Raw genomic sequence first — 25,825 nt, forward strand, 5'->3', positions numbered from 1 at the left:
TGATGGTAATTCCCTCGAGAACTCGTTCTTGAGGGATTTACTTTTTTCAGAAGACCGTACCTAACTATTCAGAAAGGTTTTTGACGTACTTTCTAAATTCTTCGTCGCTTATTTTATTGGTATTGTTTTTCTTGACCAGATACTCCATAAAAGGAGTGCCATCTCTTATCTCTACTATCATCACATCAATAAAGGTGCGCAAGCCTATCAACAAAATAACAGCCGCATGCTGCGCTCCAAAGCTGATAAAAAATCCAGATAAGATTACCACAAACTGTTGCACAAATATCCTGACGTACGGCGCAAACATCAGTTCTAGTCCACTAACTTCCAGATATCGCCCATTCCGCAGATAATTTTTATAAAATACCCAAAGGTTGTTTAAAATGATCGTACCCAGAATCCAACCTATATTGTCCATCGCAAGCACACGGGTGTAATTATCGACCAGTTCAAAACCACTACTGGTCCAGTTGGGATCTGAAATTTCCAGATAGGTAAAGGCAAACATGGATTGTATCGCTACAAACATCCCATAATGAACGGTAAAGAAAGCCGCGAGAAAGAATTTACCATTAAGTTCCTTTTCCTCTTTTTTACGCGATAAAAGAATCTTGAATACATTAATAACACCTATCACAATCGTCTCCAAGAAATAGGAAAAGATTACTGTGATGGCACTCACAGATTCTAAAAAGTACAACAGCAGCACAAAAAGGCTGGAAAGATAAATATGGGTCGTTCGCTCATTGATCTTGAGCAATGGTTGCAGCACTCCTAAATTCATGCGACTAAAATATCCCTAAGGCCAATGAACATCTATAAGGCATTTGCCCTAATCCATCAGGTCACTCCAGTCACTATCGCTATTGATGGTAGAGCCATCATACTCCAGCGTCCAGCCGAAGCTTTCTGTCAGGACATAGATTTGTGATAACTCACTAAGCAGTCTATTCTGGGCATTGCCTACAACTTCACTCTTACTTATCTTACTTTTTAGGTCTTTGGTAATCTGAGTTTTGATCTTGTTAAAATCCTGGGCTTCAAATCTATTGGTGAGTCCATTATCCAGATTATAATAGGTGAGATCAGGGTCGATGTTGATCTCTGGCGGCGGAATGTTTAAAATCCTGATCGTTTTGGCATTCTCATCAATCTGGAAATTCATCTTTTTCAAGTCATACGCGATTTGAACTTTGGCGTTTGAAATGACCAGCGCTCGTTTCTGGCTACTGAAAAAATCCCAACCAAAAACTTTCGTATTCTCATAGGTATACACCTTGGCATAAGTAGCCTCAGTCACTACAAGCTTGCTCACGTTGCGCACCTGTTTCTCAATCAAGGCCGTTTGAGTAATAAGGCGTTCGCGCTCGTCATTACGGCTGCTATAATAGCTGTACATAAGCACAATAATGATCGTGATGGCAACACCTATAAAGATATTTTTAAGTCTGCTATTCATAGTTGTAGATAGGGAAATTTTGAAAGTAGCTGTCGGCGTGATTGCTCCACATGTAAGGCATGCGCCTCGATGTCTTTGGGTTTGTGGCCGGCTAACTTTTGGTGTTTTTCGATGGCTTTTATAGCGTTCACTGTGTTTTGGTGAAGTACGCTTTCGCGAAAGCGTAACCACACATAATCCACAGCGGTTGCATTAGGATGTATCATGTCACTGGCATAGAAACGGTAATCGCGCAATTCATCCATCAGGATTTCATAGGCAGGAAAATAATAAGGATCGCGACCGTCGCAGGATTGCTGGATGGCTTCATGAAGTCGCGCTTTGCTGCGGGCATTCTCTACCATTCCATCCTTAGTATGACGTACGGGCGATAAGGTGTATATCAATTGCGCTGCCGGATTGACCTTTTTGATCAGGAACTCGATGCGCTGTAAGGCCTCTTCCATCTCACGTATGCTCAACAACCTCTTGCTAAATAACTTTTGCGGTTGCTGGTGGCAATTGGCCACTATCTGTCCTGTTTTTTGAAGTTCGTAGATCCAGGCTGTCCCCAAAGTTAGGATGACATGAGAAGCTTTTTCTAAATGCTTCTTTAGTACCTGGCCGGCATCTTGCAGTTGAATCAAAACTTCACTTGCATTAGCTGCATTCAAATCCGAATGTGCGAGGTAGCTGAAGTTGCCGTTCACATCGTCCATACTGAAATCCCCATAAATGGATTTCTTCATCAACAGCATCAAACTATATGGATTAAATATGACCCCAAAAGGGTTGACCAACGCCTTGAAACCATAATGGGAAAGTTTGTCGCATATGTTTTGGGAAAAGCAACTGCCCATGAGCACCACGCGGTCATGATGATCCAGCGGCTTTTTGATCGTCTCAATCTCAAAATGTGTGGTGAATTTCATAGAATACCAAATGTAATCAAACGACTGCCAGTCGATGTTATGGTAATTCTAAACTAATTGATGACTTAGGTCATTAATTCAAACAGCAGGTAACCTAACAACGGAGCACCCAGAATAGTTATCAACAGAATTTTCAATCTGCGGCGCTTTTCTTTTTGTGCCTTGATCTGAAAGGCAGCTTTAGCCGCTGCAATCTGTTCTGGTGTGTGTTGAGGTGTTTTACTGGTATCGTTATTATACAGTGCTCCAGCCTGTGTTCCTGCCATGGATGTATCGCTGGTCTTGCGACGTCTGGCGTTGTTTTTCATCGCCGTGATCATGGCTTGTATGCTACCTGCGCTGCTCATATATCAAGATTTAACGCCGTACATAAATATGCTGTGCATCAACCATAATGTCGCTGGTAAAGAAATTACAACAATTAAAATGATCCAAATGTTTCTACGCTTTCGTTTTGCGATTTCTCTTTGGAACTTTTTTTTGTGATTTTCAACCTGTTCCTTTGTAAAAACCGGCATTTCAGAGTTCTCTTTGAACGGAGATCGTTTACCCATCAAAATGTCTTTCTTGTAATCAGACCTGCGTTGCTCTGATCGAGCTTTGATGTTATCTATTTTTCTTAGAATATGTGTCGCAGTGGTTGCCATAACTATATGTAGGAAAAACTCTTGTTTTGTTACATAATAACGAGCATTATCTAACTCTCCACCACATACGTCTTGGCAATACGATCATGAATCGCTCTCCAGTAGGGTTGATCCATCAGTAGAGCGATCAATTCGACAAAAGTAATAAGTACCGAGATTCCAGAAATGATGTTGATCATGGGATAACGTGCCACCATCTCAGTACTGAAATCAAAGTAGCTCTCCATGCTCAATAAATAGCTGTCATTGAAGATAAAATAGTATACCGGCAGTAGGATAAGATTTTTACTTATGGTGAAAACGCTGCGCAAAATCGCCTGAGCAGCATTGATCTTACCACCGTCATAATCCACTACTTTGATATATAAAATCATCTTTCCCCAAGTGGCTCCATACAATCCCTCAAGAATAGGTTTATAAGCCATTGTAATAATGCATATTAAGAGATATAACCAAAAGCTTCTTGGGTAAGCCAGATTATAAAAATCTACCATTGCGGCAGGAACAATCAAAAACAAAACATCCAGCAAATACGCACCCAATCGCGGGCCGAATCCCTTAAAAACAAGGCTGGTTTCCTGCTGCTCTTCTGCTTTTATGAATGGATCATTTTGCACAATGCACTTTTATAAATAATCCTTTGCTGCTTCCAATGCCTTATCAATCCCTTGCGGATTCTTTCCGCCAGCTGTGGCAAAATGTGGCTGTCCACCGCCGCCGCCTTGAATGTGCTTGCCCAGTTCGCGAACGATCTGACCAGCATTAAGTTTTTTGTCTTCTACCAGATTCTTACTAATAATGACGGTAAGTGTGGCTTTATCGTCAGCATTAGATCCCAAGATCATAAATAAATTCTCCATCTCGCGCTCGATTTCAAAAGCCAGGTCTTTGATGGATTTAGTATCAAGATCGGTGGCAGCGGCAATGAAATTCACACCGTTGACCTCTTGAGCCGATGCGATCAAATCACCTTTTAGGTTTCCAGCTTTTGCCTTTAGCAACTGCTCGATTTCTTTTTTAAGAGCTGCATTTTCATCTTGCAATGCTTGTACGGATTCTGCCGGATTTTGAGCCGTAGATTTTAAGATGCTTTTGATCTCTTCCAGGGTTTCATCCTGTTGTTCAAAGTATTTTAAGACGGCGTCGCCAGTGATTGCCTCGATACGACGTATACCTGCGGCAACGGCGCTTTCGCTTTTGATTTTAAAGTGCCAGACATCTGCCGTGTTTTTCACATGTGTACCACCACAAAGTTCATGGCTGGCACCAAACTTAATGGTGCGCACCACATCGCCATATTTTTCACCAAACAATCCTATCGCACCATCTTGAATGGCATCTTCATACGTGTTATTTCGGTTTTCTTCCAGTTCAAGGTGTTCTGCGATACGAGCGTTGACAAATTGTTCTACCTGATCAATTTCCTCAGGAGTCATTTTGGCAAAGTGTGAAAAGTCAAATCGCAAGGACGCACTGCGCACCATGGATCCTTTCTGTTCTACATGAGTTCCCAAAATCTTGCGTAGGGCTTGATGCAATAGGTGAGTAGCCGTATGGTTTGCAGCACTACGCTGACGTTGTCGCGCATCTACCACAGCTTTGTGACGCTCCTTTACTTCCTTAGGTAGGTTTTTTGTGATATGTACGGTTTGTCCGTTTTCCTTTTTAGTATCTACAATATATACGGTATCACCATCAGCACTTTGTAAATAACCCTTATCACCAGTCTGTCCACCGCTTTCTCCATAAAATGGTGTCATATTAAACACCAGTTGATATAGATCACCATCCTTTTTAGAGGTGACTTTTCTGTATTTAGAGATAAAGACGTCTGCCTCGAGGCGGTCGTACCCTATAAATTCTTGAGTGTCGTCAGATCTTAGTTCAGTCCAGTCTGTAGCAGATGTGGCACTGGCAGCTCGAGAACGATCTTTTTGTTCCTGCATGGCTTTGTCAAAACCTTTTTCGTCAAGCTCCATTCCTTTTTCACGCAGGATAAGTGCGGTCAAATCTATAGGAAAGCCAAAGGTGTCGTAGAGTTCAAAAGCTTTGGATCCTTCAATGGCATTTTGAGAGTTCGCTTTCGCGGAAGCGATCATAGAATCCAATAATATGAGTCCTTGATCCAATGTTCTCAAGAAAGATTGCTCTTCTTCTTTTATGACATTAATGATCAAATCTTGCTGTGCCTTCAACTCTGGAAAGGCATCGCCCATTTGATGGGCCAGCGTGGTCGCCAGTTTAAAAATAAAAGGCTCCTTTTTATCAAGATAAGTGAATCCATAACGTATCGCACGTCTCAAGATCCTGCGTATCACATAACCGGCACCCGTATTGGACGGCAATTGACCGTCTGCAATAGAGAACGAGACGGCACGCACATGGTCTGCAATGACACGTATGGCGATATCTTCCTGCTCGGTTTTGCCATAGGAGTGACCTGTGATGGTTTCTATCTCGTTGATGAGCGGTTGGAACACGTCTGTATCATAATTGGATTGCTTGTTTTGCAATACCATGGCTAGGCGCTCAAAGCCCATTCCCGTATCCACGTGTTGCGCCGGTAGGTTTTTAAGGGAACCATCTGCCATGCGGTTGTATTGCATGAAAACTAGGTTCCAGATTTCCACAACTTGTGGATGGTCTGCATTGACCAGCGTCGCGCCATCTACTTTTGCCTTTTCGGCATCGCTGCGTATGTCCACATGAATTTCAGAACAAGGACCACATGGGCCTTGATCACCCATTTCCCAGAAGTTGTCCTTCTTGTTACCGTTTAGAATTCGGTCTTTATCAATAAGTTCTGCCCAGAAATCATAGGCCTCTGTATCGCGCTCCAGATTTTCTGACGCGTCACCTTCAAAAATGGTCACGTAAAGGCAATCTTTATCGATGCCGTAAACGTCTACCAAAAGTTCCCAAGCCCAGGCAATCGCTTCTTTTTTAAAGTAATCGCCAAAACTCCAGTTCCCCAACATCTCAAACATGGTGTGGTGATAGGTATCCACACCAACTTCTTCCAGGTCGTTATGCTTACCACTCACGCGCAGGCACTTTTGGGTATCTGTCACCCTATTGTTTTTGGGATCTGATATACCTAGAAAATATTCCTTGAACTGGTTCATTCCAGCATTGGTAAACATGAGTGTTGGGTCATTCTTGATGACCATGGGCGCACTGGCCACAATCTCGTGTTGCTTGTTCTTGAAAAAATCTAGGAATGTTTGTCGTATCTGTTGTGACTTCATTATGGCGTCTGTCCTGCGGTTAATTACAATTTCTTACTTTTGTCCTCGTTGTTTATGGGATTGAAGGTGAGTTCGCTTTCGCGAAAGCGTAACAAAATCAGTCCTTCTGCGTCTTGTTTAAGTAGCAGAAAACACGGCAAAAATAGCACTTTATAACGTATGGCAAAGGTTAAGTACTACTACGATCAAGAAACACTTTCTTACCAAAAAGTAGAGCGCCGCAAGCGCAAAATCTTTGGTAATGTGGCTCTTTTTATCTTTTCCAGCTGTCTAGTAGGCTTTCTTCTTTATTTATATGCCGGTAAGGTGTACGATTCTCCAGAGCTGCGCAGCGCTAAGCGTGACAAGAAATTTGTGGAGATGCAAATGGAAAGTATGGAAGAAGAAATCGCCCAACTTACTGCCGTTATTGAAGAAGTTGAGGAACGCGACAACAGCATCTACCGCATTTATTTTGACGCCAACCCAATTACCGAAGAGCAGCGCCAGGCAGGTTTTGGTGGAGTGAACCGCTATAAGAATTATGAAGGATATTCCAACAGCGACAAAGTCATCGCGCTTAAGGAATCTATAGACAAGCTTAAAAAACGTACTGCGATCCAAAGCAAGTCTTTGGATGAAATCGCTGTACTCGCTAAAGACAAAGAAAAACTACTCGCTAGTATTCCAGCGATCCAGCCAGTGCGTAACCAGGATCTGACGCGCATGGCCAGTGGTTACGGTTATCGTACAGATCCTTTTAACAAGACCAGAAAGTTTCATTATGGTATGGATTTTACCGCACCACGCGGTACGCCTGTTTTTGCCAGTGGTGATGGCGTCGTGGAGCGCGCAGATGCCAATAGCGCTGGTTATGGTAATCACATACGCATTGATCACGGTTATGGATATGTTTCCCTTTATGCGCATTTGCGACAGCGTAATCCTTATAATGTCAAAGTAGGGCAAAAGGTTAAGCGTGGCGACATCATAGGTTATGTAGGTTCTACAGGTCGTTCCCAGGCACCGCACTTGCATTATGAAGTATTTAAGGATAATGAACGTATCAATCCTATCAACTTCTATTACGGTTCCCTAACTCCAGAAGAGTTCAATGAACTGCTTAAGAAATCGCAACAGGAAAACATTTCTCTGGACTAATGCATGTTGATCTACCAGAGAAGCTGTACTACACCATGGGCGAGGTGACTAAGGCATTTGATGTCAACCCGTCGTTGATTCGGTTTTGGGAAAAGGAATTTGATATTCTGCAGCCTAAAAAGAATGCACGTGGCAATCGTAAATTCTCACAAGCTGACGTAAAGAACCTGCAAACCATTTACCATCTGGTGAAGGAACGCGGTTTCACGTTGGAAGGTGCTCGTGATTACATGAAAACCCATAAGGAAGATCTAAGCCATCTGGAAATCATCAAGAAACTTGAGTTTGTAAAAGCAGAACTGCTTAAAATCAAGAACAGTTTATAAAAACGTTTTATAAACCAGTCCAATATTGACCGCAGGTCCTAAACCTACATTTCTACCATTGAATGTATAAGCCGTATTTACAAAGGCACCAGCTCGCAAACCAAATGGTTTGTAAAAAGTAATGCCAGCTCTTAAGAAATCGACTTCAAGTTCCCTAAAGTTGTTGGGCGCTGGAAAACCACGATAATCTCTACCATTAAGCGAATTTTGATAATCGATGAAAGCATCGATGTAATAGCTGGATTTTGCGACTCCTAATTTCAGACTTGCCGTATTGGAATCTGGCGTAGGATTTAATGTTGGAGTATAGCCAGCTTGGGCAGTGGCAAACCAGCCATTTGCTTTTTGAACATGAAGTAATGCTCGCAAAGGAAATCTCGTCGCTCGCTGGCCTATGGCATTGAGACCTTCGGTTTCATAATCGGTTAAAGGAAACGCGATTCCGCCAGCGATGGTGGTAGATAGTTCGTACTGATTGGTTTTGTGTTCAACTGCCTTGAATTTGGTGATGAATCGAGCATCTTGCAATCCAGCTTCTTGGTCGCTTTTGACATAGGCCGCTGCCAGATTCAATTCCCATCGATCTGTCAATCCGTAGGCAAGAAACGTATTGACATTCAAAAATGATTTTTCCAGATCCAATTCATTTTTACCGGCCAGATAAGTTGGGTTGTCTTCATAACCAGCACCTAAAACTGCGGTCAACTTGCCAGCACCGTTATAAAATCCATCCACAAGGCCTTGTGCACTTGCTTTTGAGAAGATGCTCAGACCTAAAAAGGCGATGAATAAAATGGTTATGCTGGTTGTTTTCATAAAAGGTATCCCATCAACATACGAACAAAATGGTGGCTGGTTTTCTGGTTTTCAGGTAAAAGTTACAATTCAGGATGTAATAATGACAGTTGGGTAGGAACAAGTTTTGAAATGCGCGATGTCGGCGCATATTTGAATCAACAAACAATCTAAAACACCACTTATGAAAACGCTTATGACCACTTTAGTTCTTATTCTTATTTCCGCTTTCGCGAAAGCGCAAACACTACCATCAATAGTAGAAACCTATACCATCACGGTAAACGTAGACAATGCTCGCAATGACAACGGCGAGATGATTTTCTCTTTGAGTACCAAAGACCAGTTTATGAAAGCCGCACCGTTAATGGCAGCAAGCAGCTCGATAAAAGACGGCGTCGCTTCAGTTACTTTTGAAAATGTACCAAAAGGAGAATATGCCATCATCGTGTTGCAAGATCTTAACGGGAACAAACAAATGGATTTTGAAGTGAATGGAATGCCTAAGGAATCTTATGGCGTGAGCAATAATGTGATGAGTTATGGACCGCCAACCTGGGCAGAAGCCAAGTTTGAAGTTACTGAAAACACTACACTACGAATCGCGATCTAGATTCTGGATTTCTTATCAAAACGTCCTGATGTCTATAATGTCAGGACGTTTTCACGTGTATTTCAATCCTATCAATTCTTTGATGCGATCCAGATGGCGAGTGAGTTGTAGGCTCATTTCCAATGGCAGCAAATCTGACTGGGTTGCGTTTGCATGTAAGCGCTCATGCACGTGTTCAATCTCATGGACGTAGCCGTTTCCTTTGATGGGTAGCTCAAATATTTGAGTAGTATCGCTTTCATAGAGATGTAATTCCAGCTTTTCACTCTGATGGAATTTGCGATGCATCTTGATGTACCCTTTGGAGCCGTAGATAAAAGCCTCAGTAGGCGTGTTGGATATGAAGGAAGATTCCATGACAGCTTGAGTATTATTGGGAAAGCTGGCTATCACACTGCAGAATTGATCAATGCCATTAGGCGCCAGAATAGCATTGGCTTTTATATCGATAGGATTGCCCAAAACGAGCATGCTCAAATACAATGGGTAAATTCCAATATCCAATAAAGCGCCACCGCCAAGGTTCTTATCTACCAGCCTGCTTTCTGGCGGTGCGTTGACGATGAAACCAAAATCGGCTTTTAAATAATGCAAATCACCGATGCTTTTCTGTTCCAATAATTCCAGAAGCTTATGGGTCGCTGGAATAAAACGCGTCCAGATGCCTTCCATTAAGAACAAGTTTTTGGATCTGGCTAATGCAGCCATTTCTTCGGCTTGTTCTTGATTGAGAGCAATGGGTTTTTCACATAGAGCAGATTTCCCATGATTCAAGCATAGCAAAGTGTTTTCGTAATGAAGCGAGTGTGGTGTTGCAATGTAAATGATGTCCACATCAGGATCTTGGGCAAGTTCTTCATAACTGGAATAGGCGTTTTTTGCATCATAGCTAGAAGCAAAATCGGTTGCTTTATCCATAGATCGAGAACCTACCGCCGTAATGACTGCGTTGTCAACCAGTTTTAAGTCTTGTGCAAATTTGTGGGCGATCTTGCCCAATCCCATAATTCCCCAATGTATCTTTTTATTCATTGCTCTTAAATTTAGCTACCATCGTACAAGTTCTCAATTCATTCCTATCTATACCGCTAGCAAAGCGTTAATTTCTCGCAAATGGAAGAGCTTCACAATTATTTGAGGCATAACTTAGAAACATGAAGCTATTGATTACAGGAGCCACAGGATTAGTAGGCTCAAAACTTACCGACGTACTAAGATCTGCAGGACACCAGATTCATTATTTAACAACGAGAGAAAGCGCTATAGAGACGGAAGCCGATTTCAAAGGTTTTCTATGGGACGTTCGTTCCATGTCAATAGACGCTGCCTGTCTGGAAGGTGTAGATACCATCATACACCTTGCTGGAGAATCTGTGTTCCAAAGATGGACAGACGAGGCTAAAGAGCGCATTATGTCCAGTCGTATCAACAGCACTCAATTACTCATTAACGCTCTTGCCGATAATGATCACCAGGTGAAACATGCCATAACGGCAAGCGCGATAGGAATTTATCCTGACGTTTGGGAAGGCCAACCATTGAAGGAAAATGAGGTGCCACCTACAGCAGATAATTTCTTGGCTGAGGTTTGTATTGCTTGGGAAAATATAGGAATGCAATTGAAGGAATTGGGACTCAAGCACTCTATCGTTCGTATAGGGATCGTGCTGGCAGCTCAAGGCGGCGCACTGGAGCAAATGGCAAAACCAGTAAAGCTGTATGCTGGAGCTGGATTTGGCAATGGTAAAATGTGGCAAAGTTGGGTGGCTATTGACGACCTGGTAAGAATCTTTAAGCATATTGCAGAAGAGCAACTGGAAGGCGTTTACAATGGTGTTGCTCCTAATCCAGTAAGAAACAGACCGCTTATGGAAACTATTGGTGAGGTATTGGACAAACCTGTTTTCTTACCTAATGTACCAGAGTTTATGATGAAACTCATGCTAGGCGAGATGTCTGCTACCGTGCTTTCCAGTCAATATGTAAGTAGTGAAAAGATCGAGCAGTCTGAATATGTTTTTCAGTTACCAGAGCTTAAAGAGGCTTTGAAGGAATATTTAAAATAGTAGTTGAAATTCCTAATTAAAGAATTAACCATTCAATTCCTTCCATTCTTTTTGCTTCTTTTTCTTCTTGCGATTATACAAGATCAAGGCAATGATAAAGATCAAGCCAACAGGTATAAGAACACACATCGCACCGCCGAAAATCATTCCTAGATTATAAGGTGAAATCCCAAACTTCCCGTCGTTAGCCACAAAGGCTTGATCCAGCCCAGTGCAATTTTGATACTGGTTTTCGCCTTTAAAATCAGGGTTTATGTAAATGCTGTCAAAGAAGGTATCAGCATATTCATAATTTTTAAAATTGGAAGGTTCAATGTACAAGATCTGGTACAGTTGATCCTTTATTTGGATAAGAGTGAAGTTACAGCGATAAGTCTCATCATACTCCAGATCATATTGTGTATATACAAGACTTGCCATAAAGACATTGCCATTGATGTGCTGAAAATTATCACCTATTTTCATCGTCGGTTCTTCTTCCTGCCAGCTCTCCACTATGGACTGGTAATAGGCGCGCATTTCTTCCATGTCATCCACGCAGGCTTGATTTTCCGTATTCATGATGTTGACCGTGAAAGTCACATCCTCATCCTCTAGATAGGCAGACCAAAACCTAGAATGAATCCCTTCAAAATATTCGTCATCGTAATAATGGTTTTCGGGCAATTTAATTTTCAATACCGTATCGATTTGGACTTCCTTGAAGGATACTAGAGAATCTTGGGATTTAAGAATGGTATTGGGAAGCACTGCGGCGCAGTTAGTTTGAAACGCTATGAGTGTAAAAAGAAGAGTGAAAAATTTCATGGGAACAATGATACTCAAACCATGTATAATAAAAAAAGCCTCCCAAAAGGAGGCTTTCATCATTCATCATTTAACCAACTAGGTTACTTTGTAGCAACCAAGTTTACTTTCAATTTCATGTCGTCAGAGATTGCTTTGTCTTTAACAGTGTCAGTCAAACTTGCAGAACCATAAACGATTCCCCAATCTGTTCTGTCGATGGTAAACTCTTCAGAAGTCAACATCATTTTATCACCGTCATAAGATACACTTACTGGGAAAGAAACATTTTTAGTTACATCCTTAAGAGTTAGGTTACCCTCAAGAGTATTACCGTTAAGACCAGTAACTACAAATTTAGCTTCAGGATATTCTGGAGTGTTGAAAAAGTCTGTTTCTTTACCTTCTGCAGTTCCTTCTAAGTGAGCTTTAAGACTCATGGCGCTTTCACCTTCAAGGTCAGTAACTGTGATAGAAGTCATGTCAACGATAAATTCTCCACTTTCTACAGTCTCACCATTAACCTGTACCATTCCGCTTTTAAGGTCGATAGTACCTGTGTGCGTTCCACCTACTTTGGATCCTTCCCACATGATTTCAGATGCTGCAGTATCTACAGTATAAGTAACAGCCGCTTCTGTTGCCATTGCTTCAGTTTCTGCCTCTGTGGCATCCACTTCATTTGGATTCTCTTTACAAGAAACAGCAAAGATCATCATTGATGCTATTCCTGTGATTTTTAAAAAATTACGTGTCATTGTATTGGTTTATTTGTTAGCCTACAAAATTATGTGTACCTACAAATAGTTTGGTTAAAAGTATATTAAAATAAAGCCGTGACATTTTGGCATCGTGCTCTCCTATGGCAGTACTTTTGACCATTGCGTGAAGGATGATTGTATAAGAGTTCGCTTTCGCGAAAGCGTAACCCATTAACAACCCTAAAATATAATTCTAAAACTAAGTAAGTCATAACCATGGCAAAAAAAGATAAAAACGAGCAGGAAGAAGTAGTCCAGGAGCAAGTCAACGATCAGGAAACTCCAGAAACTACCGAGAATGAAACGGTAGAGCAGGAAGAAAAAAGTGTTGAAGAAGTGCTTGCCGAAGATCTCCAGAAGGAAAAGGATAAATTCTTAAGACTATTTGCAGAATTTGAGAATTATAAACGTCGCACCGCCAAAGAGCGCATCGAGCTTTTCAAAACAGCTGGTGAAGGCGTTCTTAAAGATTTGATTCCAGTAATGGATGATTTTGATAGAGCGATATTAGAAATTGCAAAGTCAGAAGACCAGCAATTATCAGAAGGTGTGGCAATTATCCACAACAAATTGCGCAACACACTGGTATCAAAAGGACTGGTGCTTATGGAAGTAAACGCAGGAGACGCCTTTAATGCAGATGAGCATGAGGCCGTGACTCAAATACCGGCACCTAGCGATGACATGAAAGGCAAGATTATCGACGTAATAGAAAAAGGATACAAATTGGGCGACAAAATCATACGTTACCCAAAAGTAGTGATAGGACAATAATATGGCAGATTTTTATGACACATTAGGCATTTCAAAGGGAGCAACGGCTGCCGAAATTAAAAAGGCCTACCGCAAAAAGGCCATAGAATTTCACCCAGACAAAAATCCTGGCGACAGTGCTGCAGAAGAAAACTTCAAAAAAGCAGCTGAAGCCTATGAAACGTTAAGCGATCCGCAGAAGAAAGCGAGATACGACCAGATGGGCCATCAGGCTTATACCTCTGGTGGCGGTCAAGGTTTTGGCGGTGGTCAAGGCTTTGGAGGCATGGATATGGAAGACATATTCAGCCAGTTTGGAGACATATTCGGCGGCGGTGGCGGCGGATTCTCAGGTTTTGGAGGATTCGGTGGTCGTGGCGGCCAGCGACGTATGAAAGGTAAGGACTTGCGCATACGCGTTTCATTGACATTAGAAGAAGCAGCTAATGGCGTTGAGAAAAAAGTTAAGGTAAAGCGTAAGAAACAAGCTGCTGGCGTTAGCTACAAAACTTGTTCTACCTGTAACGGTAGCGGTCAAGTAACCAGAATTCAAAATACGATCCTGGGCCGCATGCAAACTAGTGCACCTTGTACCACTTGTGGTGGTTCTGGCCAGATTCTAGACAGCAAACCTAACGGAGCCGATAATCAAGGATTGATTACTGAGGTAGAAACCGTATCTATCAAAATACCGGCTGGAGTTGAGAGCGATATGCGTCTCAAAGTAAGCGGGAAAGGTAATGAAGCACCAGGCAATGGTGTTAGTGGTGACTTATTGGTAGACATCGAAGTAAAGCCACATGCCGAGTTGCAACGTGAAGGTAATAATCTGCATTATGATCTTTACGTAAGTGTTCCAGATGCGATATTGGGAACTTCCAAAGAAATAAAAACCGTTACCGGTAAAGTACGAATTCCTATTGAAGCTGGAATTCAAAGTGGTAAAATATTGAGATTGCGCGGTAAAGGTATGCCTAGCCTCAACGGCTATGGAACTGGCGACCTGTTAGTACATGTAAATGTCTGGACACCTCGCAGTTTGACTAAGGATCAAAAGGATTTCTTTGAGTCCATGAAAACCGATTCCAACTTTGAGCCAGCTCCAGAGCAAGGAGATAAATCATTTTTTGAAAAGGTGAAAGACATGTTTTCTTAAGAAAAGTTTAATGAATTGAAAAATAAGTTTATATTTGATCAACATTGGTTAACCAACCGATTGTTATTTTTCTTTTTCATAGCAATTTTTCCCACCTCTCAAGCAATTGAGAGGTGGGTTTTTTTATGCCATTGCTTTACTGAATTCCAGTCGCTATTAAATAATTCAAAAATGGCCGGTATTGCTGGGCTATATTGTTAATTTAGCGCGATTAACAAAATTATGGAATACGCTTTAGAGGCAGTTAATATCTCAAAATCTTACGGCAACTATCAAGCTCTTAATGAGGTTACCATACGGGTACCTAAAGGCAGTATTTACGGATTATTAGGGCCTAATGGTGCTGGTAAAACCTCGTTGATAAGAATCATAAATCAGATTACCGTTCCAGATTCAGGGACTATTTTACTCAATGGTGAGGAATTAGTTCCAGAACATATTTCCAAAATAGGCTACATGCCAGAAGAGCGTGGCCTGTATAAATCCATGAAGGTAGGCGAGCAATGCATATATCTCGCACAACTCAAGGGAATGAAAAAATCGGTCGCTAAGGAAAAGCTACAATACTGGTTTGAGCGATTGTGCATGCAAGGCTGGTGGAACAAAAAGCTACAGGAGCTTTCTAAGGGAATGGCACAAAAGGTACAATTCATTGTTACCGTCCTACATGAACCCGACCTACTCATTTTTGATGAGCCTTTTTCAGGGTTTGATCCAGTAAATGCCGATTTAATCAAGGACGAAATTCTACGATTAAGAGATTTGGGTGCTACCATTATATTCTCAACGCACCGCATGGAAAGTGTGGAAGAATTGTGTGATTACATCTCGCTGATTAATAAATCCAACGTAGTTCTTGAAGGACGACTCAATGATGTGAAACAAAGTTTTAGAAATAGAACGTATGCTGTTTCTCTTATTTGCGAGGATGAGGTCAAAGCGATGCAACAACTCAATAGGATCGCGACCGTCACTCCAGCAGAATTAAAAGGACTGGACAATACCACAGATATCATTATTCAAATTCCAGAAAACCTTGCGGTACCGCAACTATTGCAGGAATTGACCCGACTTGGTGAGCTTACTCATTTTAGCGAGGTCATACCTAGCGTGAACGAAATCTTTATTAAAACAGTACGTCAGGATGGATAAGTTGTGGTTGATTATTAGAAGAGAATACCTCAATAAGGTGCGCAACCGCACTTTTGTCATCATGACGTTTGTAAGTCCGCTGATTTTTATTGGAGTCATTCTGTTGATAGGATGGCTTACCAGCATCAACTCTAGCGAGACCCGTCAGGTCACTCTGTTAGATCAATCTGCGTCTGGATACGGTCAATTATTTGAAGATAATTCTGATTTTGAATACCAGCGCCTGGACAACGTTGAACTGGAGAATGCAATTGCCATAAGTGAAAGCGATGGGAATTATGCGCTTATTCATCTGACTGATGACGATCAAAACAAAGTCAAGGCGACCATCTACAGTAACGATTCACCATCGACATCCTTCATCAACTCGATGGAAGAAAAACTGTCAAAAAAAGCTACCGAAAATAATCTGGTAGAAAAAGGAGTCGACCTGCAAGATTTGGAAGATGCAAGGGTAAAAGCCAAGGTGATTCTGCAAACCTATTCTGGTGTGGTGAGTAGTAAAGCATCCAGTTGGGTGAAAATTGCTTTAGGTGGTGCTGCTGGATACCTTTTAATGATGTTTATCATTATTTACGGGAACATGGTCATGCGATCTGTGATAGAAGAAAAAACAAATCGTATTGTTGAGATTATCGTTAGTTCTGTAAAACCTATTTATTTAATGCTAGGCAAGATTACGGGAACCTCACTTGCGGGTATTACCCAATTTGCCATTTGGGTGATTCTTGGATTTATTTTGATCATGGTAGGGTCTGCTGTTTTTGGAGTAGAAGCTTTTCAAAACCCAGCAAATCAAGAAATGGTTAGTCAAGCACAAAATATGGACGAGATGCAGTTGATTGTCAACGACATCATGCAACTGCCGTTAGCAACCATGATCATATGTTTCTTTGTGTACTTCATTGGAGGTTACTTTTTATACGCTGCGATATACACGGCTATTGGTGCAGCCGTGGACAGTGAGACAGATACACAACAATTTATGTTGCCAGTCATCCTGCCATTGATGCTTGCGATTTACGTCGGTTTCTTTAGTGTTATGGACAATCCTAACGGTACCGTTGCAGTCATTTTTTCATATATCCCTTTAACGTCACCTATAGTGATGTTGATGCGCATTCCATTTGGCGAAATCACTTGGTGGCAATTGACCTTGAGTATTTTACTTCTTTATACATCCATAATTTTTGTAGCTTACCTAGCTGCAAAGATTTATCGCATTGGTATATTAATGTATGGTAAGAAAACCAATTGGAAGGAACTCTATAAATGGCTCAAGTACTAGATGAAAATTGACTGGCAAAAAATAAGGGACTTTCTTAATTATCAGATTATTGAAGGTGATGCTGCAAAAGGTGAGTTTCATTTTGATTTGTGGATGCTCATTTTAGTGATTGTTGGGTTATTGCTTACAAGCCTTTTTTTAAGACTCGTCAAAAATTTCTTCACTCGCAAAATGGAACCGGCCGACAAGCTCAAGTTCCAGAGCATTTTCAAATTCTTTAATTACTTAGTCTATCTTATTGTCATTCTTGTGATCCTTCACAGTTCCGGTATCAATTTGACCGGTATCTTGACAGCGAGTGCGGCCATCTTTGTAGGTATTGGTTTTGCGCTTCAAGACTTCTTTAAGGACATCATTGCTGGCATTACCATTTTGGTAGACAAGTCGGTTTTGGTGAATGACGTGGTAGAAATGAACGACAAGGTAGCCAGGGTTTTTGAAATAAAACTGCGCAGTACTCGCGCCATCACCAGGGACGATAAGGTATTGATCATTCCTAACCACCTATTTTTAAGTGAGATCATTTTCAATTACACGCAAAATCATACCAAAACCAGAGAGTCGGTACATGTAGGCGTTGCCTATGGCAGTGATGTCAAAAAGGTAGAGCGTATTTTGATAGAGTGCGCCAAAGCAGAAAAAACCATACTCAAAAGCCCAGAACCCTTTGTGATGTTCAACAACTTTGGTGATAGTAGCCTGGACTTTGGAATTTACTTTTTTGTGCGCGACAGTTTTACAGACCCTAGAATCAAGAGCAACCTTAGGTTTGCCATCGACGCAGCCTTCCGTGAAAACGGTATCACTATACCTTTCCCGCAAAGAGATGTTCACTTTTATCAAAGTAATCCCATAAGTCACACTCAAGCATCAATAAATGGTAGCGAGAACATTAATTAAGACTCTAATAACCCCATGATAAAAAAAATGATGTTCTGTTTGATGGTTTTCGCTTTCGCGAAAGCGAACTCCCAAGGAACCGACCTGTTCCGTGCAGAATATACGTATTTCCCACAGCGGGATTCTGACAATAGCTTTAGAAGGTTTAGAACCTTTGTCAATATTCCGTTGAAGATCAAGGATGGTACCTATATCGTTCCCTATTTTGAATATCGTAACGTGCATTTATTGATCAGGGACGATGACCGTTTTAGAGAGTTTGGCACTGATAGATATGAAAGTTATGAAGGAGCCATAGGCTATACATTTCCAATGGAAAATGATTGGCGTTTTGGTTCTAGAGCTGGCTTATTATTTGCATCAAACTTTGATTCAGGAAGCGTTCAATCAGATGATATCTTCTTTTCTGGGTCAGTATATTTCATAAAAGATAAAAAGGACAATCCAAATGGAAAGCCGTGGCGATTAGTTGTTGGTGTGCAATACTCTACCAGGGTAGGACGACCATTCCCTTTACCTTATCTCAATTATTACAGAGAATTTGCAAAGGACTGGAGCTACTCGCTGGGAGCGCCCAAAATGAATTTGAAGTATAATTTTAATGAAAAGAATAACATGCAAGCCTATTTGAGATTAGACGGGTTCTATGCAAATATTCAGGAAGATCTTGCAGACCAAGGTCAAATTGCAGATAACGTGTCTATGACGACCTTAGTGGCCGGTTTAGGATACGAACATAACTTTACGGCCCACCTTTCTATTTATGCCTATGCTGGCTATTCGTTAATAAACGATATTCGTCTGCGCAATGAAGATGGAGATGACGTAAACACCATAAACGATTCAAATACATTTTACTCACGCGCAGGCATAAAATTCTCACTGTAATGGCAACTATTTTAATAATCGAAGACGAATCTGCAATACGCAGAGTATTGACAAAAATTCTAACGGAAGAGAGTAAAAGCTATCAAGTCGTTGAAGCTAGCGATGGCCTGGAAGGTATAGAACTTGCTAAGGATAATGATTATGATTTGATCCTATGTGATATTAAGATGCCTAAAATGGATGGTGTTGAGGTACTCACAGCCATCAAAAAAATCAAACCAGAAATACCGGTAGTGATGATTTCGGGTCACGGTGATCTGGATACTGCCGTGAACACCATGCGCTTGGGAGCATTTGATTATATATCAAAGCCACCAGATTTGAACCGCCTGCTCAATACCGTTCGTAATGCTTTGGATCGTAAGGAGCTAGTAGTTGAGAATAAAAGACTTAAGAAAAAAGTCAGTAAGAACTATGAAATGGTGGGCGAGAGCGAGCTTATCACCATCATAAAAAACATCATTGAAAAAGTAGCGCCTACTGAGGCTCGAGTGCTTATTACTGGTGAGAATGGCACTGGTAAAGAACTTGTCGCGCACTGGTTGCATGAAAAAAGCAACCGATCCAACGGTCCTTTTATTGAAGTGAATTGTGCAGCAATTCCCAGCGAGCTTATAGAGAGTGAACTATTTGGACATGTAAAGGGAAGTTTTACGGGAGCCAATAAAGATCGTGCTGGTAAGTTTGAGGCCGCTAATGGTGGTACCATATTCCTGGACGAGATAGGAGACATGAGTCTCAATGCACAGGCCAAAGTTTTACGCGCTCTACAAGAAAATAAAATACAAAGAGTAGGTAGCGACCGTGATATTAAAGTGGACGTCCGCATTCTCGCAGCGACCAATAAAAACCTCAAGAAGGAAATCGAGGAAAATAAGTTTAGAGAAGATCTATACCACAGGCTTGCCGTAATTCTACTTAACGTTCCATCGCTTAATGAACGTCGGGAAGACATCGCTTTGTTGGTAGAACATTTTTCAAATAAGATTTCTACAGAACAAGGTATGCCGGTAAAATCTTTTGATGATAAAGCCATCAAGCTACTTCAAGAATATGACTGGACCGGTAATATAAGAGAACTACGCAATGTCGTGGAACGATTGATCATTCTGGGCGGTAAGCAAATTAGTGAGAAAGACGTGAAATTATTCGCAAGCAAATAAGTATGGATCTATACCAGTATAAAGCATCGCCAGACAAACTATTAAAGGATTATGCAACAGCGCCCATAAATCCATTAGATAAAAAAGCTGCCAAAAAGGCTTTAAAACAAAGCCGCAAGGATCTCGCAGATTTTCAGGAACGCATGTACGCCCATGACAGGCATGCCGTGCTGATTTGTTTTCAAGGCATGGATACTGCAGGTAAGGATAGCCTGATACGCGAGGTGTTTAAAAGCTTCAATGTACGCGGCGTGGTCCAGCACAGCTTTAAAGTACCTACTCAAATTGAATTGTCACATGGTTATCTATGGCGACATTATATCGCTTTACCGTCAAAAGGGCATTTTGGTATATTCAACCGTACGCATTACGAGAATGTCCTCGTTACCCGGGTGCATCCAGAATACTTATTAAGCGAAAACCTGCCTAACATCCACAAACCAGAGGATGCAGATCAAGAGTTTTGGCAAATGCGTTTTGAGCAGATCAACAATTTTGAAAAGGAACTTACCCAAAACGGCACCATCATTTTCAAATTCTTCCTCAACCTGAGTAAAGAAGAACAAAAGAACCGCTTACTGCGACGTTTGCGATTGCCAGAAAAGAACTGGAAATTCTCTGCGGGCGACCTCAAAGAGCGTGCTTTATGGGATAAATATATGCATGCCTACGAGCAGGCGATCCATAACACAACCACCACACACGCACCTTGGCACATCATACCTGCAGATAACAAACCCATGGCGCGCTATATTGTTTGTGAGATTTTGTTGCAACAACTCAACAAACTCCAGGACATCACATATCCAGAATTGGATGTAAAAACGGCCAGCCAGCTAGACGAGTTTAAAAACATATTGAACAATGAATAAAGCCTTACTATTAGTAGGAATGATGATGTTGAGTTTCGCTTTCGCGAAAGCGCAATCTTCAAACACCCGTCAAGACTCTACAGCCCTACGTACCATCTACAATCATAATCTAACTAATTCCAAGAGCTATGACTGGCTGGAGCATTTATCCAACGAAATAGGAGGTAGGTTATCAGGTTCACCACAGGCTCAAATGGCTGTTGAATACACTCTTGCCGAATTATATAAGGTAGCTGACACTGCCTACTTGCAACCAGTGATGGTTCCTAGATGGACACGCGGCACTCCAGAAATTGCCTATTTTAAAACAACGAAAGGTGGCAAAACCAAAGTAAATGTATGTGCATTAGGTGGCTCTATCGCCACGCCAGCAGCAGGAAAATCTGCTGGAATTATAGAAGTGAATGGCCTGGAAGAGCTTGAAGATTTAGGTAGAAATGCCATTGAGGGTAAATATGTTTTTTACAATAGACCCATGGAGGCAACAAAAATCCAAACCTTTGAGGCATACGGTGGTTGCGTGGATCAGCGATATTCTGGTGCCGAGGCAGCTGCGAAATATGGTGCTGCAGGTGTGATCGTGAGATCCATGAATTTAAGAATGGATGATTTACCGCATACAGGCGCTATGAGTTATGGCGACCTGGAAAAAGAAAAATACATTCCAGCCGCAGCCATCAGCACTAACGATGCAGAATTGTTGCACGAGGCGCTTAAAAATGATAAGGATTTGCAGTTTTTCTTACAACAAGATTGTACCAACCATGGTGAGGTTCAATCCTATAATGTCATTGCAGAAATCAAAGGAACGCAATTTCCCAACGAGGTAATCCTAGTAGGTGGCCATCTTGATTCCTGGGATCTAGGCGATGGTAGCCATGACGATGGTGCTGGGGTGGTTCAATCCATGCAAGTCTTGGAAACTATAAAAGCCACTGGATATTCACCTAAAAGAACCATAAGAGCGGTTCTTTTTATGAATGAGGAAAACGGATTGAGAGGCGCACGTGCCTATGCAGATCAAATATTTACCAAGAACCAAAAACATATACTCGCTCTAGAGAGTGATGCCGGAGGTTTTAGTCCAAGAGGTTTTGGTTTTGACACCACTGATATTCAAATGAGCCAGATTCAGTCTTGGAAAAGTTTGTTTGCTCCATATCTCATTCACTATTTTGAGTTGGGTGGCAGTGGTGCAGATGTTGGACCCCTTAAAAATACAGGAGCAGTTCTGGCAGGTTTAAGGCCCGACTCACAACGCTATTTTGATCATCACCATGCGTCTAATGACACCTTTGACGCGGTAAATAGAAGAGAGCTGGAACTAGGTGCCGCGACTATGAGTTCGTTGGTCTATTTGTATGATCAATACGGTCTTGCCACTAAGCTTAAGAAGTAGTTCACGCTATAGTTCACTTACTTTAAAGTTATCTTCGCCGCTTTTTTCTGCATGATTTTAAGCGCCTATACTAAAGAATTCAAACGCAACCTAACAATCGCCGTACCCATTATGGCAGGTCAGGTAGCCCATTTGCTTGTGGCACTTGCCGATAATATAATGGTAGGGAAGTTGGGTGCAGCTCAACTGGCAGCGGTTTCCTTGGGTAACACCTTCATTTTTATTGCACTCTCCATAGGCATGGGATTCTCTTTTGCCATCACACCATTAGTTGCAGAAGCTGACGGGAACAAAAATGTCGAGGTAGCCCGTGCGGCATTTCATAATGGTTTTATCATGTGTGCGATCAATGGTGTGCTGTTGGTTGTATTACTTTTACTCGCAGAGCCAATATTGTATCAAATGGATCAGCCCGAAGAAGTGGTTCGACTGGCGATACCTTACATGCGAATTGTGGGATTTTCGTTAATTCCATTAATGCTCTTTCAAGCCATGAAACAGTTCTCTGATGGTTTATCGCTTACGCGAAATGCGATGTACGCTACCCTTTTAGCAAACATTGTTAATGTCTTCATTAATTACCTGCTCATTTATGGTATGTGGGGTTTCCCTAGGTTAGAGGTAGAAGGTGCTGCTTATGGCACATTGATCTCTAGGATATTGATGTTATTGTTGCTTTACTTCATACTCAAGAGAAGCAGTAATACGAGGATCTATTTCCAGCGTATCAGCAAATTCTCGTGGGTCTATATGAAGTCCTTGCTCAATCTGGGTTTACCTACGGCTTTGCAAATGTTTTTTGAAGTCTCGTTGTTTACCTCTGCGATTTTCCTGTCCGGTATGTTGGGAACAGAAGAACAAGCCGCAAATCAAATTGCGCTCAATCTTTCGGCATTAACGTTTATGGTTGGAGTAGGTTTAAGTGTAACGGCTACCATAAGAGTTGGGAATCATCTAGCCCCAGAAAAACGACCAGATCTAATAAGAGTAGCAAGATCAATTTTCTTGATGGCCATTATTGTTGATATTGCGTTTGCACTATTTTTCTATTTAGGGAGACATTTATTACCAGAAATATATATCGATGATGTCAAGGTGATTGAATTGGCATCGGGTCTTTTATTGATTGCTGCCTTATTTCAAATAAGTGATGGGTTGCAAGTAGTCGTTTTAGGAGCCTTAAGGGGCCTTCAAGATGTTTGGATACCTAGCTTGATATGTTTCTGTGCGTATACGTTGATTGGTTTCCCTATATCATATTATTCATCATTGAGATTTGATTTGGGAATTAACGGCATATGGTTAGGCCTTTTGGTTGGGCTCTCTGTGTCTGCTTTACTAATGTACTTACGTTTTAGATATTTAACCAAACAGTCCTTAACGATCGTGATCAAGTAAATTCTAACCCCACAAATCCAAGAGAACGAGGCAGCTTAAAGCTGCTTTTTTTGTTGGGATAGGTTTAGGTTGGTTTGGTTGTGGAGTTGGTCTGGATGTCTGGGAATGCGGAATTGGTGGCTTGGTTGGTGAGGAGGTAGGTTTGGATAAAGAATTTTTGATTTTTTTTGGAGGTGTATTTGGGTGTTTTTCAGCGGGTTGAAATTTATTTTAAATTTTTATTGATTTTTCTCTTCAAAAAGTTTGGTTGGAAAAGAAAATGCTCTGTATATTTGCACCCGCTTTGCAAGAGACGTTAAGTCGAAAGTTAAAGCAACGTTCATTAGGAGATGGGGAATACTGATAAGTTAGGCATCGTGAAGAGGCCGCTTTTCAAGTTCCATTTTGAAGACTTCTAATAAGTTCATTGAGATATTGATTGACAGCACAAAAAGAACAGGTCTGTTTCCTTTCGGGGAATCAGATCGGTAAGAATAAGAATAATATAGTGTAAACAGACAAGAACGCCAATTGCTAGTAGTATATAGGTTATGGGATTCTCGCAAGAGATCTTTTTAACAAGATTCTACGATGAAGAGTTTGATCCTGGCTCAGGATGAACGCTAGCGGCAGGCCTAACACATGCAAGTCGAGGGGCAGCACGTCTTCGGATGGTGGCGACCGGCGCACGGGTGCGTAACGCGTATACAATCTACCTATCACTGAGGAATAGCCCGAAGAAATTTGGATTAACGCCTCATGGTACCAGCTAATCGCATGATTTACTGGTTAAAGGTTACGGTGATAGATGAGTATGCGTCCTATTAGCTAGATGGAGAGGTAACGGCTCCCCATGGCTACGATAGGTAGGGGTCCTGAGAGGGAGATCCCCCACACTGGTACTGAGACACGGACCAGACTCCTACGGGAGGCAGCAGTGAGGAATATTGGACAATGGGCGAGAGCCTGATCCAGCCATGCCGCGTGCAGGAAGACGGCCCTATGGGTTGTAAACTGCTTTTGTACGGGAAGAAACCCCTCTACGTGTAGAGGGCTGACGGTACCGTAAGAATAAGCACCGGCTAACTCCGTGCCAGCAGCCGCGGTAATACGGAGGGTGCAAGCGTTATCCGGAATCATTGGGTTTAAAGGGTCCGTAGGCGGGTGTTTAAGTCAGTGGTGAAATGCAGGGGCTCAACTCCGGCACTGCCATTGATACTGAACATCTTGAATTATTGTGAAGTGGCTAGAATATGTAGTGTAGCGGTGAAATGCTTAGATATTACATAGAATACCGATTGCGAAGGCAGGTCACTAACAATACATTGACGCTGAGGGACGAAAGCGTGGGTAGCGAACAGGATTAGATACCCTGGTAGTCCACGCCGTAAACGATGGTTACTAGCTGTCCGGTACGATTGAGTACTGGGTGGCCAAGCGAAAGTGATAAGTAACCCACCTGGGGAGTACGTTCGCAAGAATGAAACTCAAAGGAATTGACGGGGCCCGCACAAGCGGTGGAGCATGTGGTTTAATTCGATGATACGCGAGGAACCTTACCAGGGCTTAAATGCAGACTGACAGGCTTGGAAACAGGCTTTTCTTCGGACAGTTTGCAAGGTGCTGCATGGTTGTCGTCAGCTCGTGCCGTGAGGTGTCAGGTTAAGTCCTATAACGAGCGCAACCCCTATTGCTAGTTGCCAGCGAGTCATGTCGGGGACTCTAGCGAGACTGCCGGTGCAAACCGTGAGGAAGGTGGGGATGACGTCAAATCATCACGGCCCTTACGTCCTGGGCCACACACGTGCTACAATGGTAGGGACAGAGAGCAGCCACCTCGTGAGAGGGAGCGAATCTATAAACCCTATCACAGTTCGGATCGTAGTCTGCAACTCGACTACGTGAAGCTGGAATCGCTAGTAATCGCATATCAGCCATGATGCGGTGAATACGTTCCCGGGCCTTGTACACACCGCCCGTCAAGCCATGGAAGCTGGGGGTACCTGAAGTCGGTGACCGCAAGGAGCTGCCTAGGGTAAAACCGGTAACTGGGGCTAAGTCGTAACAAGGTAGCCGTACCGGAAGGTGCGGCTGGAACACCTCCTTTCTGGAGTTCCTGAAA

Annotated in this window: 25 protein-coding genes and 1 rRNA gene; 15 read left to right on the top strand and 11 right to left on the bottom strand. The window is 42.0% G+C overall.

Going from position 1 to position 25,825, the window contains the following annotated elements; translation table 11 throughout:
- Positions 1 to 64: 64 nt before the first annotated feature.
- From BST86_RS02200 to alaS, 7 genes are all read right to left on the bottom strand, one after another.
- Positions 65 to 787 (bottom strand): DUF6498-containing protein, encoded by a 723-nt coding sequence (locus BST86_RS02200; RefSeq protein WP_105981831.1) that lies wholly within the window; start codon positions 785 to 787, stop codon positions 65 to 67.
- A 48-nt stretch (positions 788 to 835) separates the two neighbouring features.
- Positions 836 to 1,462: a DUF4230 domain-containing protein gene (locus tag BST86_RS02205; RefSeq protein ID WP_105981832.1), complete on the bottom strand. Its 627-nt coding sequence runs from the start codon at positions 1,460 to 1,462 to the stop codon at positions 836 to 838.
- A complete protein-coding gene (locus BST86_RS02210; RefSeq protein ID WP_105981833.1) occupies positions 1,459 to 2,373 on the bottom strand; it encodes a GSCFA domain-containing protein in 915 nt (304 codons plus the stop codon). The genes BST86_RS02205 and BST86_RS02210 overlap by 4 nt, the downstream gene beginning before the upstream one ends.
- Before the next feature lie 65 nt (positions 2,374 to 2,438).
- A complete protein-coding gene (locus tag BST86_RS02215; protein ID WP_105981834.1) occupies positions 2,439 to 2,720 on the bottom strand; it encodes a hypothetical protein in 282 nt (93 codons plus the stop codon).
- Positions 2,721 to 2,723: 3 nt separating this feature from the next.
- A complete protein-coding gene (locus BST86_RS02220) occupies positions 2,724 to 3,020 on the bottom strand; it encodes a hypothetical protein (protein ID WP_105981835.1) in 297 nt (98 codons plus the stop codon).
- A gap of 50 nt (positions 3,021 to 3,070) precedes the next feature.
- On the bottom strand, positions 3,071 to 3,637 hold the full coding sequence (locus BST86_RS02225) for an RDD family protein (RefSeq protein ID WP_172443300.1): 567 nt from the start codon (positions 3,635 to 3,637) through the stop codon (positions 3,071 to 3,073).
- 9 nt (positions 3,638 to 3,646) lie between these two features.
- Positions 3,647 to 6,268 carry an alanine--tRNA ligase gene (gene alaS / locus BST86_RS02230; RefSeq protein ID WP_105981837.1) on the bottom strand — a complete coding sequence of 874 codons (2,622 nt, stop codon included), beginning with the start codon at positions 6,266 to 6,268 and terminating at the stop codon, positions 3,647 to 3,649.
- Between the two features lie 159 nt (positions 6,269 to 6,427).
- Here alaS and BST86_RS02235 point away from each other — a divergent pair, with 159 nt between their 5' ends.
- Together BST86_RS02235 and BST86_RS02240 are read left to right on the top strand one after the other, a co-directional pair.
- Positions 6,428 to 7,408 (top strand): M23 family metallopeptidase, encoded by a 981-nt coding sequence (locus BST86_RS02235; RefSeq protein WP_055412245.1) that lies wholly within the window; start codon positions 6,428 to 6,430, stop codon positions 7,406 to 7,408.
- Entirely contained in the window at positions 7,408 to 7,734 is a 327-nt protein-coding gene (locus BST86_RS02240; protein ID WP_055412246.1) for a MerR family transcriptional regulator, read from the top strand. Before BST86_RS02235 ends, BST86_RS02240 begins: the two co-directional genes overlap by 1 nt.
- Here BST86_RS02240 and BST86_RS02245 read toward each other — a convergent pair.
- A complete protein-coding gene (locus tag BST86_RS02245; protein ID WP_105981838.1) occupies positions 7,729 to 8,550 on the bottom strand; it encodes a hypothetical protein in 822 nt (273 codons plus the stop codon). The two genes, BST86_RS02240 and BST86_RS02245, sit on opposite strands and share 6 nt — an antisense overlap.
- Before the next feature lie 163 nt (positions 8,551 to 8,713).
- Here BST86_RS02245 and BST86_RS02250 point away from each other — a divergent pair, with 163 nt between their 5' ends.
- A complete protein-coding gene (locus tag BST86_RS02250; protein ID WP_105981839.1) occupies positions 8,714 to 9,142 on the top strand; it encodes a DUF2141 domain-containing protein in 429 nt (142 codons plus the stop codon).
- Positions 9,143 to 9,193: 51 nt separating this feature from the next.
- On the opposite strand, the gene BST86_RS02255 is transcribed toward BST86_RS02250, so the two are convergent.
- Positions 9,194 to 10,174 carry a Gfo/Idh/MocA family protein gene (locus tag BST86_RS02255; RefSeq protein WP_105981840.1) on the bottom strand — a complete coding sequence of 327 codons (981 nt, stop codon included), beginning with the start codon at positions 10,172 to 10,174 and terminating at the stop codon, positions 9,194 to 9,196.
- 122 nt (positions 10,175 to 10,296) lie between these two features.
- On the opposite strand from BST86_RS02255, the gene BST86_RS02260 reads away from it, so the two are divergent.
- Entirely contained in the window at positions 10,297 to 11,208 is a 912-nt protein-coding gene (locus BST86_RS02260) for a TIGR01777 family oxidoreductase (protein ID WP_105981841.1), read from the top strand.
- Positions 11,209 to 11,232: 24 nt separating this feature from the next.
- Here BST86_RS02260 and BST86_RS02265 read toward each other — a convergent pair whose 3' ends face one another.
- Both BST86_RS02265 and BST86_RS02270 read right to left on the bottom strand, forming a co-directional pair.
- Entirely contained in the window at positions 11,233 to 12,015 is a 783-nt protein-coding gene (locus BST86_RS02265) for a hypothetical protein (RefSeq protein WP_146126690.1), read from the bottom strand.
- Between the two features lie 83 nt (positions 12,016 to 12,098).
- On the bottom strand, positions 12,099 to 12,752 hold the full coding sequence (locus BST86_RS02270) for a YceI family protein (RefSeq protein WP_105981843.1): 654 nt from the start codon (positions 12,750 to 12,752) through the stop codon (positions 12,099 to 12,101).
- A gap of 219 nt (positions 12,753 to 12,971) precedes the next feature.
- Here BST86_RS02270 and BST86_RS02275 point away from each other — a divergent pair, with 219 nt between their 5' ends.
- From BST86_RS02275 to BST86_RS02325, 11 genes are all read left to right on the top strand, one after another.
- Complete coding sequence (locus tag BST86_RS02275) at positions 12,972 to 13,529, top strand: nucleotide exchange factor GrpE (RefSeq protein ID WP_105981844.1); 558 nt, start codon at positions 12,972 to 12,974, stop codon at positions 13,527 to 13,529.
- A 1-nt stretch (position 13,530) separates the two neighbouring features.
- Positions 13,531 to 14,664 (top strand): molecular chaperone DnaJ, encoded by a 1,134-nt coding sequence (dnaJ, locus tag BST86_RS02280; RefSeq protein ID WP_105981845.1) that lies wholly within the window; start codon positions 13,531 to 13,533, stop codon positions 14,662 to 14,664.
- Between the two features lie 222 nt (positions 14,665 to 14,886).
- Positions 14,887 to 15,816 carry an ABC transporter ATP-binding protein gene (locus tag BST86_RS02285; protein ID WP_105981846.1) on the top strand — a complete coding sequence of 310 codons (930 nt, stop codon included), beginning with the start codon at positions 14,887 to 14,889 and terminating at the stop codon, positions 15,814 to 15,816.
- Positions 15,809 to 17,104: an ABC transporter permease gene (locus tag BST86_RS02290; RefSeq protein WP_105981847.1), complete on the top strand. Its 1,296-nt coding sequence runs from the start codon at positions 15,809 to 15,811 to the stop codon at positions 17,102 to 17,104. The genes BST86_RS02285 and BST86_RS02290 overlap by 8 nt, the downstream gene beginning before the upstream one ends.
- The gene (locus BST86_RS02295) at positions 17,105 to 18,004 is read left to right on the top strand and encodes a mechanosensitive ion channel family protein (protein WP_105981848.1); all 900 of its coding nucleotides are present in this window, start codon (positions 17,105 to 17,107) and stop codon (positions 18,002 to 18,004) included. It begins immediately after the preceding gene.
- 15 nt (positions 18,005 to 18,019) lie between these two features.
- Positions 18,020 to 18,892, top strand: a complete 873-nt coding sequence (locus tag BST86_RS02300) for a DUF6268 family outer membrane beta-barrel protein (RefSeq protein WP_105981849.1) — start codon at positions 18,020 to 18,022, stop codon at positions 18,890 to 18,892.
- Positions 18,892 to 20,055: a sigma-54-dependent transcriptional regulator gene (locus BST86_RS02305; RefSeq protein ID WP_105981850.1), complete on the top strand. Its 1,164-nt coding sequence runs from the start codon at positions 18,892 to 18,894 to the stop codon at positions 20,053 to 20,055. Before BST86_RS02300 ends, BST86_RS02305 begins: the two co-directional genes overlap by 1 nt.
- A gap of 2 nt (positions 20,056 to 20,057) precedes the next feature.
- On the top strand, positions 20,058 to 20,927 hold the full coding sequence (locus BST86_RS02310) for a PPK2 family polyphosphate kinase (protein ID WP_105981851.1): 870 nt from the start codon (positions 20,058 to 20,060) through the stop codon (positions 20,925 to 20,927).
- Positions 20,920 to 22,326 carry a M20/M25/M40 family metallo-hydrolase gene (locus tag BST86_RS02315; RefSeq protein WP_105981852.1) on the top strand — a complete coding sequence of 469 codons (1,407 nt, stop codon included), beginning with the start codon at positions 20,920 to 20,922 and terminating at the stop codon, positions 22,324 to 22,326. Before BST86_RS02310 ends, BST86_RS02315 begins: the two co-directional genes overlap by 8 nt.
- 51 nt (positions 22,327 to 22,377) lie before the next feature.
- A complete protein-coding gene (locus BST86_RS02320; protein WP_105981853.1) occupies positions 22,378 to 23,724 on the top strand; it encodes an MATE family efflux transporter in 1,347 nt (448 codons plus the stop codon).
- Positions 23,725 to 24,291: 567 nt separating this feature from the next.
- Positions 24,292 to 25,810, top strand: a 16S ribosomal RNA gene (locus tag BST86_RS02325).
- The last annotated feature ends 15 nt before the right edge of the window (positions 25,811 to 25,825 follow it).

Source organism: Nonlabens agnitus (genome assembly GCF_002994045.1).
Lineage (GTDB): Bacteria > Bacteroidota > Bacteroidia > Flavobacteriales > Flavobacteriaceae > Nonlabens > Nonlabens agnitus.

Excerpts from the sequence above, each read along its gene's own strand:
- BST86_RS02200 (WP_105981831.1), bottom strand. The coding sequence starts at position 787 with ATGAATTTAGGAGTGCTGCAACCATTGCTCAAGATCAATGAGCGAACG.
- BST86_RS02205 (WP_105981832.1), bottom strand. The coding sequence starts at position 1,462 with ATGAATAGCAGACTTAAAAATATCTTTATAGGTGTTGCCATCACGATC.
- BST86_RS02210 (WP_105981833.1), bottom strand. The coding sequence starts at position 2,373 with ATGAAATTCACCACACATTTTGAGATTGAGACGATCAAAAAGCCGCTG.
- BST86_RS02215 (WP_105981834.1), bottom strand. The coding sequence starts at position 2,720 with ATGAGCAGCGCAGGTAGCATACAAGCCATGATCACGGCGATGAAAAAC.
- BST86_RS02220 (WP_105981835.1), bottom strand. The coding sequence starts at position 3,020 with ATGGCAACCACTGCGACACATATTCTAAGAAAAATAGATAACATCAAA.
- alaS (WP_105981837.1), bottom strand. The coding sequence starts at position 6,268 with ATGAAGTCACAACAGATACGACAAACATTCCTAGATTTTTTCAAGAAC.
- BST86_RS02235 (WP_055412245.1), top strand. The coding sequence starts at position 6,428 with ATGGCAAAGGTTAAGTACTACTACGATCAAGAAACACTTTCTTACCAA.
- BST86_RS02240 (WP_055412246.1), top strand. The coding sequence starts at position 7,408 with ATGCATGTTGATCTACCAGAGAAGCTGTACTACACCATGGGCGAGGTG.
- BST86_RS02245 (WP_105981838.1), bottom strand. The coding sequence starts at position 8,550 with ATGAAAACAACCAGCATAACCATTTTATTCATCGCCTTTTTAGGTCTG.
- BST86_RS02250 (WP_105981839.1), top strand. The coding sequence starts at position 8,714 with ATGAAAACGCTTATGACCACTTTAGTTCTTATTCTTATTTCCGCTTTC.
- BST86_RS02255 (WP_105981840.1), bottom strand. The coding sequence starts at position 10,174 with ATGAATAAAAAGATACATTGGGGAATTATGGGATTGGGCAAGATCGCC.
- BST86_RS02260 (WP_105981841.1), top strand. The coding sequence starts at position 10,297 with ATGAAGCTATTGATTACAGGAGCCACAGGATTAGTAGGCTCAAAACTT.
- BST86_RS02265 (WP_146126690.1), bottom strand. The coding sequence starts at position 12,015 with ATGAAATTTTTCACTCTTCTTTTTACACTCATAGCGTTTCAAACTAAC.
- BST86_RS02270 (WP_105981843.1), bottom strand. The coding sequence starts at position 12,752 with ATGACACGTAATTTTTTAAAAATCACAGGAATAGCATCAATGATGATC.
- BST86_RS02275 (WP_105981844.1), top strand. The coding sequence starts at position 12,972 with ATGGCAAAAAAAGATAAAAACGAGCAGGAAGAAGTAGTCCAGGAGCAA.
- dnaJ (WP_105981845.1), top strand. The coding sequence starts at position 13,531 with ATGGCAGATTTTTATGACACATTAGGCATTTCAAAGGGAGCAACGGCT.
- BST86_RS02285 (WP_105981846.1), top strand. The coding sequence starts at position 14,887 with ATGGAATACGCTTTAGAGGCAGTTAATATCTCAAAATCTTACGGCAAC.
- BST86_RS02290 (WP_105981847.1), top strand. The coding sequence starts at position 15,809 with ATGGATAAGTTGTGGTTGATTATTAGAAGAGAATACCTCAATAAGGTG.
- BST86_RS02295 (WP_105981848.1), top strand. The coding sequence starts at position 17,105 with ATGAAAATTGACTGGCAAAAAATAAGGGACTTTCTTAATTATCAGATT.
- BST86_RS02300 (WP_105981849.1), top strand. The coding sequence starts at position 18,020 with ATGATAAAAAAAATGATGTTCTGTTTGATGGTTTTCGCTTTCGCGAAA.
- BST86_RS02305 (WP_105981850.1), top strand. The coding sequence starts at position 18,892 with ATGGCAACTATTTTAATAATCGAAGACGAATCTGCAATACGCAGAGTA.
- BST86_RS02310 (WP_105981851.1), top strand. The coding sequence starts at position 20,058 with ATGGATCTATACCAGTATAAAGCATCGCCAGACAAACTATTAAAGGAT.
- BST86_RS02315 (WP_105981852.1), top strand. The coding sequence starts at position 20,920 with ATGAATAAAGCCTTACTATTAGTAGGAATGATGATGTTGAGTTTCGCT.
- BST86_RS02320 (WP_105981853.1), top strand. The coding sequence starts at position 22,378 with ATGATTTTAAGCGCCTATACTAAAGAATTCAAACGCAACCTAACAATC.